This is a genomic window from Kitasatospora sp. NPDC024654 (assembly GCF_055559155.1).
This window is the reverse complement of record NZ_JBVHLF010000080.1, coordinates 23,323-29,927: the sequence shown is the minus strand read 5'-3', so window position 1 is coordinate 29,927 and position 6,605 is coordinate 23,323. Positions and strand designations below refer to the sequence as shown.

The window sequence follows — 6,605 nt, the reverse complement described above, 5'->3', positions numbered from 1 at the left end:
CTGTGGGAGAGTAGGACGCCGCCGAACGATTTTTCAGAGAAGCCCCTTCCGGGAGACCGGGAGGGGCTTCTCGCATTTCCGGACCCGGACGGACGAAGGCGGATCAGAGTGGCAGCTTGAATCCCACGTGGGAGGCGGTGAAACCGAGCCGCTCGTAGAAGCGGTGGGCGTCGGTGCGGCTCTGGTCCGAGGTGAGCTGCACAAGCCGGGCGCCCAGCCGCCGCGACTCGGCGATCGCCCATTCGACCAGCCGGGTGCCGAGCCCGCTGCCGCGCTCGTCGGCCCGCACCCGGACCGCCTCGATCACCGTTCGGGTGGCCCCGCGGCGGGAGAGCCCGGGGATCACGGTGAGCTGGAGCGTACCGACCACCTGGCCGGCGTGGACGGCGACGGTCAGGTGTTGGTTGGGGTCGGAGGCGAGCCGCTCGAAGGCCGTGTAGTAGGGCGTCAACTCGTCGGGGGACTCCCGGAGGGCGCCCAGCGGGTCGGCGGCGAGCAGGGCCACGATGGCGGGCACGTCGGCCGGGGTCGCCGGGCGGATCTGAAGGTCACTCATCCCGCCAGCCTAGGGACCGGCGCCGGGCTCAGGCGTCGGGGGCGGCGCTGGTGATGACCGAGAAGACCGCGCCGTGCGGGTCGGCCAGCTGGGCGAACCGGCCCACTCCGGGGGCGTCGACGGCCGGCGCCTGGACGGTGCCGCCCAGCTCCTGGGCCTTGGCGACGGCCGTGTCGGCGTCCGCCACCTCGACGTACGGCAGCCAGTACGAGCCGCTGCCGGTGGCCGCCCGGTCCTCGGGCAGCAACTCGGCGATTCCGCCCTGGCTGGAGTTGGTCCCGCCACCGGCCGGGGTGACCACGGTGTAGGTGAAGTCACCGAACGGGACGTCCTGCTCCAGCCAGCCGAAGACCGACCGGTAGAAGGTCTTGGCCGCGTCCGGGGCGCTGGTGTGCAGCTCGGTCCAGCAGAGCGTGCCGACCGAGGTGACCGCCTCCAGGCCCGCTGTCTTGCCGGGCTGCCAGACCGCGAACCGCGCGCCGGTGGGATCGGTGTAGCCGGCCATCCGACCGTCGGTGAAGACGTCGAACGGGCCGAAGCGGACCGTCCCCCCGCTCTGTGTGACGACCTTGCTGGTCGCGTCCGCGTCCTCGGTGTGGAAGTAGAGCGTCCAGGCCGGCCTGGCGCCCTCTTCGGTGAGCGGGCCGATCGCGCCGACCGTCTGCTCGCCCAGCCGGAAGAAGCCGTAGCCGCCGGCGTTGGGCCCGGCGGAGGTGAAGGTCCAGCCGAACAGGCCGCCGTAGAAGTCCCGGGAGGCGCTGATGTCGGGGCTGCCGAGGTCGAGCCAGTTCGGCGCCCCGGGTACGAAGGTGGTGGTGAGCATGGTCGTCCGCTCCTTTGCGGGCCCCGCTCGCCGGTGGGCCGGGCAGGGCGTGGGAGTCTCCCTGCCATCGTGGGCCCTGCCGGGGTGGGTGACAATCGCGGCCCGCGCTGTCACCGGGGGACGGTACGGTGCGTAGCGGAAACCCACGAGTGGGTGAGGGGCCCACGAGGGTAAGAGGGAGGTCCGGATGGGCGGGCAGCAGCCGCAGGCACCGGTGCAGCGACAGCTCGCCCAGGTCGAGGGCGTGCTGGAGCGGATCACCTACGCCAACGAGGAGACCGGCTACACGGTCGCCCGGGTGGACACCGGCCGCGGCGGCAACGACCTGCTGACGGTGGTGGGCGCCCTGCTCGGCGCGCAGGTGGGCGAGTCGCTCCGGCTGCACGGGCGCTGGGGTTCGCACCCGCAGTACGGCAAGCAGTTCATGGTGGAGAACTACACGACGGTGCTGCCGGCCACCATCCAGGGCATCCAGCGCTACCTCGGCTCGGGGCTGATCAAGGGCATCGGGCCGCGCTTCGCGGAGCGGATCGTCGGCCAGTTCGGGGTCGACACGCTGACCGTCATCGAGCAGGAGCCCAAACGGCTGATCGAGGTGCCCGGGCTGGGCCCCAAACGGACGAAGATGATCGCCGCCGCCTGGGAGGAGCAGAAGGCGATCAAGGAGGTGATGGTCTTCCTCCAAGGGGTCGGGGTGTCCACCTCGCTCGCGGTGCGGATCTACAAGAAGTACGGCGACAGCTCGATCGGGGTGGTGAAGAACGAGCCCTACCGGCTGGCGGCGGACGTCTGGGGCATCGGCTTCCTGACCGCCGACCGGATCGCCCAGGCGGTCGGGATCCCGCACGACAGCCCGGAGCGGGTCAAGGCGGGCCTGCAGTACGCCCTGTCGCAGAGCAGTGACCAGGGCCACTGCTACCTGCCCGAGGAGCGCCTGATCGCGGACGGGGTCAAGCTGCTCCAGGTCGACGTGGGCCTGGTGATCGACTGTCTGGCGGAGCTGGTGGCCGAGGAGGGGGTGGTCCGGGAGAGCCTGCCGGGGGAGGGCGGGGAGCCGATCACCGCGGTCTACCTGGTGCCGTTCCACCGGGCCGAGATCTCGCTGAGCAACCAGCTGCTGCGGCTGCTGCGGGCCGAGGACGACCGGCTGGCGGGCTTCACCGGAGTGGACTGGCCGAAGGCGCTCGGCTGGCTCGCCGAGCGGACCGGAGCGGAGCTGGCGCCCGAGCAGAAGCAGTCCGTCCAGCTGGCGTTGACGGAGAAGGTGGCGGTGCTGACCGGGGGGCCGGGCTGTGGCAAGTCCTTCACCGTCAAGTCGATCGTCACCCTGGCGCTGGCCAAGCGGGCCAAGGTGCTGCTGGCCGCGCCGACCGGCCGGGCGGCCAAGCGGCTGGCGGAGCTGACCGGCTGTGAGGCGTCGACCGTGCACCGCCTGCTGGAGCTGCGGCCGGGCGGTGAGGCGGCCTACGACCGGGACCGGCCGCTGGACGCCGACCTGGTGGTGGTCGACGAGGCGTCGATGCTGGATCTGATCCTGGCGAACAAGCTGGTCAAGGCGGTCGCGCCGGGCGCCCACCTGCTCTTCGTGGGGGACGTGGACCAGCTGCCGTCGGTGGGGGCCGGCGAGGTCCTGCGCGACCTGCTGGCGGACGGCGGGCCGATCCCCTCGGTCCGGCTCACCCGGATCTTCCGGCAGGCCCAGCAGTCCGGTGTGGTCACCAACGCCCACCGGATCAACGAGGGCCTGCCCCCGATCACCGACGGCCTGCCGGACTTCTTCCTCTTCGTCGAGGACGACACCGAGCGCGCGGCCGGGCTGGTGGTGGACGTGGTGGCGCGCCGCATCCCGCAGCGGTTCCGGCTCGACCCGCGCCGGGACGTCCAGGTGCTGGCGCCGATGCACCGCGGCCCGGCCGGCGCCGGCAACCTCAACACGCTGCTGCAGGCCGCCGTCACGCCGGGCCGGGAGGGGGTGGCGGAGCGCCGGTTCGGCGGCCGGACGTTCCGGGTCGGCGACAAGGTGACCCAGATCCGGAACAACTACGAGAAGGGGCGGAACGGCGTGTTCAACGGCACGGTCGGCGTGGTGACGACACTGAGCGTGGATGACCAGCGACTCACCGTGCTCACCGACGAGGACGAGGAGGTGCCGTACGACTTCGACGAGCTGGACGAGCTGGCCCACGCGTACGCCGTCACCATCCATCGATCGCAGGGCAGCGAGTACCCGGCGGTAGTGATTCCCGTCACCACCTCGGCCTGGACCATGCTCCAGCGCAACCTGCTCTACACCGCGGTGACCCGGGCCAAGAAGCTGGTCGTACTGGTCGGATCCCGCAAGGCGATCGGCCAGGCGGTGCGTACCGTCAGCGCCGGCCGGCGGCACTCCGGACTGGACCACCGGCTGTCGACGGGATGATCCGCCGACGACCGAATCGGAGCCCGGGTCCGGACAGGGGTATCTTGACGTGAAGAAATTGATGGACCAGCCTAGTCTTGGCTGATCTTGTCCGGTTCCGATCGGTCGAGACGACGGCTTTTGTAGAACACGGCTCTTTCGGGCCACCCCGGGTGCGTGGCGGTCCTCCGGATGGGGGATGGTGGGGAGCGTCAGGACACCTTGGAAGCGGAATCATTTCGTCGGTGAGGAACACGTGAGCGAGAACAGTCAGGACGCTGTAGTACTGCGGTACCAGGGCGGCGAGTACGAGTACCCCGTCGTCGCGAGCACTGCGGGCAACGCCGGCTTCGACATCTCGAAGCTGCTCCCGCAGACCGGCCTGGTCACGTTGGACAACGGCTTCGGCAACACCGCTGCCTACAAGTCCGCGATCACCTTCGTGGACGGCGACAACGGCATCCTGCGCTACCGCGGCTACCCGATCGAGCAACTGGCGGAGCGGGGCAGCTTCATCGAGACCGCCTACCTCCTGATCAACGGCGAGCTGCCGACCCCCGACCAGCTGGCGGAGTTCAGCAACGAGATCACCCAGCACACCCTGCTGCACGAGGACGTCAAGCGGTTCTTCGGCGGTTTCCCGCGGGACGCCCACCCGATGGCGATGCTCTCCTCGGTGGTCGGCGCGCTGTCGACCTTCTACCAGGACAGCCACAACCCGTTCGACGCGGCCCAGCGCCACCTGTCGACCGTCCGGCTGCTGGCCAAGCTCCCGACCATCGCCGCGTACGCGTACAAGAAGTCGGTCGGCCAGCCGTTCGTCTACCCGCGCAACGACCTGAGCTACGTCGAGAACTTCCTGCGGATGACCTTCGCCGTCCCGGCGGCGGACTACGAGCTCAACCCGGTGATCGTCAACGCGCTGGACAAGCTGCTGATCCTGCACGCGGACCACGAGCAGAACTGCTCGACCTCCACCGTGCGCCTGGTCGGCTCCAGCCACGCCAACCAGTTCGCCTCGATCTCGGCCGGCATCTCGGCGCTCTGGGGCCCGCTGCACGGCGGCGCCAACCAGGCCGTGCTGGAGATGCTGGAGCAGATCCAGAAGGACGGCGGTGACGTCGACGCCTTCATCCGCAAGGTGAAGAACCGCGAGGACGGCGTCAAGCTGATGGGCTTCGGCCACCGTGTCTACAAGGCCTTCGACCCGCGCGCCGCGCTGGTCAAGGGCCTGGCGCACGACGTGCTGGCCCAGCTGGGCAAGTCGGACGAGCTGCTGGAGATCGCGCTCAAGCTCGAGGAGCACGCGCTCAACGACGACTTCTTCATCTCCCGCAAGCTGTACCCGAACGTCGACTTCTACACCGGTCTGATCTACCGCGCGATGGGCTTCCCGACCAGCATGTTCACCGTGCTGTTCGCGCTCGGCCGGCTCCCCGGCTGGATCGCCCACTGGCACGAGATGATCAACGACCCGGGCAGCCGGATCGGCCGTCCGCGCCAGATCTACACCGGCACCGCGATCCGCGACTACGTCGCCCTCGACAAGCGCTGAGCCGGCTCGCCAGAGCCGACGGGCCCCGCTGCGTCACGCAGCGGGGCCCGTTCGCGTACGGGTGGCCGGGGCGGCCGGAGAGGGGGGCGGCCGGAAGACGGCCGGAAGAGGAGTGGCGCACGACGCCCAGGGAGTGGGGCGAGGCCGGGAACGGCCGCTCAAAGCGTCCCCGGTCAAGCCGCTCCCCGGCGCCGTGCGCGAGGCCGTCGCGGGCGACGGCCTTCCCGGGGCCCGCCGGAGCCCCATCGGTGGTGACGACCGCAGGTGTGCGGAGCCCCGCGAGGGGGTTCGCCGCACGTTGCCGTTCCGCGGACACCGACCACACTTCACAAGGTAAGACGTATCAGCCCCGGCAAAGTTACGTTTCCACAGTGTGAGTTGGCTCTCGCTACGATCCGTTGACGAACGGTCCTCCCGTCCATATCACACGCTCGCCGCAGCACAGCGTCACCCTCCCCGCAGCAGTGGCAACCCAGCGTGATAGGAATCGTGTCATTCCGGTACGGACAGGGCGGGAGTATGCAGATGGCCAGGAACGTTGTCGTCACCGGCGGGGGCACCGGCATCGGCTTCGAGATCGCCCGGCGCTTCGCCGAGGCGGGCGAGCGGGTGGTGATCGTCGGCCGGCGACGCGCCGTGCTGGACGAGGCCGCAGCGACGCTCGGCCCGACCGTCACCCCCCTGGTCTGCGACCTGGCCGACCCGGACGCGGTGGAGGCGGCCCTGAAGGTGCTGCCGGCCCGGATCGACGTCCTGGTCAACAACGCCGGCAGCCGGGAGACCGGCTTCGGGGCCGGCCCGCACGCCCTGCTGGCCCGCTGGCGCGGTGACTTCGAGCGGAACGTGCTGACCGCGGTGCTGCTCACCGAGTCGGTCCGGGACCGGCTCACCCCCGGTGAGGGCCGGGTGATCACCATCAGCTCGATCGCCGCGCTGCGCGGGGCCGGCTCCTTCGGTGCCTCCAAGGCCTCGCTGCACGCCTGGAACCACTTTCTGGCCGCCCAGCTCGGCCCGTCCGGGATCACCGCCAACATCGTCGCGCCCGGCACGGTCGCCGGGACGGAGTTCTTCGGCCCCCGGCTGGACGACGCGGAGGTCGCCCGGCGGGCGTCCCGCACCCTGCTGGGCCGGATCGGCGAGACCGGCGAGGTGGCGGCGGCGGTCTGCTTCCTGGCCTCCGCCGAGGCCGGCTTCATCACCGGCGAGATCCTGCACTGCAACGGCGGGGAGCTGCTCGGCCGGTAGGCCGATCGGACCTCTCGGCCGAGCTCTC

General features: G+C 70.6%; 5 protein-coding genes. 3 read left to right on the top strand and 2 right to left on the bottom strand.

Going from position 1 to position 6,605, the window contains the following annotated elements; all coding sequences use genetic code 11:
* Positions 1-103: 103 nt before the first annotated feature.
* Together ACZ38L_RS31640 and ACZ38L_RS31635 are read right to left on the bottom strand one after the other, a co-directional pair.
* Positions 104-556 (bottom strand): GNAT family N-acetyltransferase, encoded by a 453-nt coding sequence (locus ACZ38L_RS31640; RefSeq protein ID WP_465699762.1) that lies wholly within the window; start codon positions 554-556, stop codon positions 104-106.
* 28 nt (positions 557-584) lie between these two features.
* Entirely contained in the window at positions 585-1,379 is a 795-nt protein-coding gene (locus ACZ38L_RS31635; protein WP_465699760.1) for a VOC family protein, read from the bottom strand.
* Between the two features lie 187 nt (positions 1,380-1,566).
* Here ACZ38L_RS31635 and recD2 point away from each other — a divergent pair, with 187 nt between their 5' ends.
* From recD2 to ACZ38L_RS31620, 3 genes are all read left to right on the top strand, one after another.
* A complete protein-coding gene (recD2, locus tag ACZ38L_RS31630) occupies positions 1,567-3,798 on the top strand; it encodes an SF1B family DNA helicase RecD2 (RefSeq protein WP_465699758.1) in 2,232 nt (743 codons plus the stop codon).
* Positions 3,799-3,976: 178 nt separating this feature from the next.
* Complete coding sequence (locus ACZ38L_RS31625; protein ID WP_396559920.1) at positions 3,977-5,332, top strand: citrate synthase; 1,356 nt, start codon at positions 3,977-3,979, stop codon at positions 5,330-5,332.
* Positions 5,333-5,857: 525 nt separating this feature from the next.
* Entirely contained in the window at positions 5,858-6,577 is a 720-nt protein-coding gene (locus tag ACZ38L_RS31620; protein ID WP_465699755.1) for an SDR family NAD(P)-dependent oxidoreductase, read from the top strand.
* Positions 6,578-6,605 lie beyond the last annotated feature (28 nt).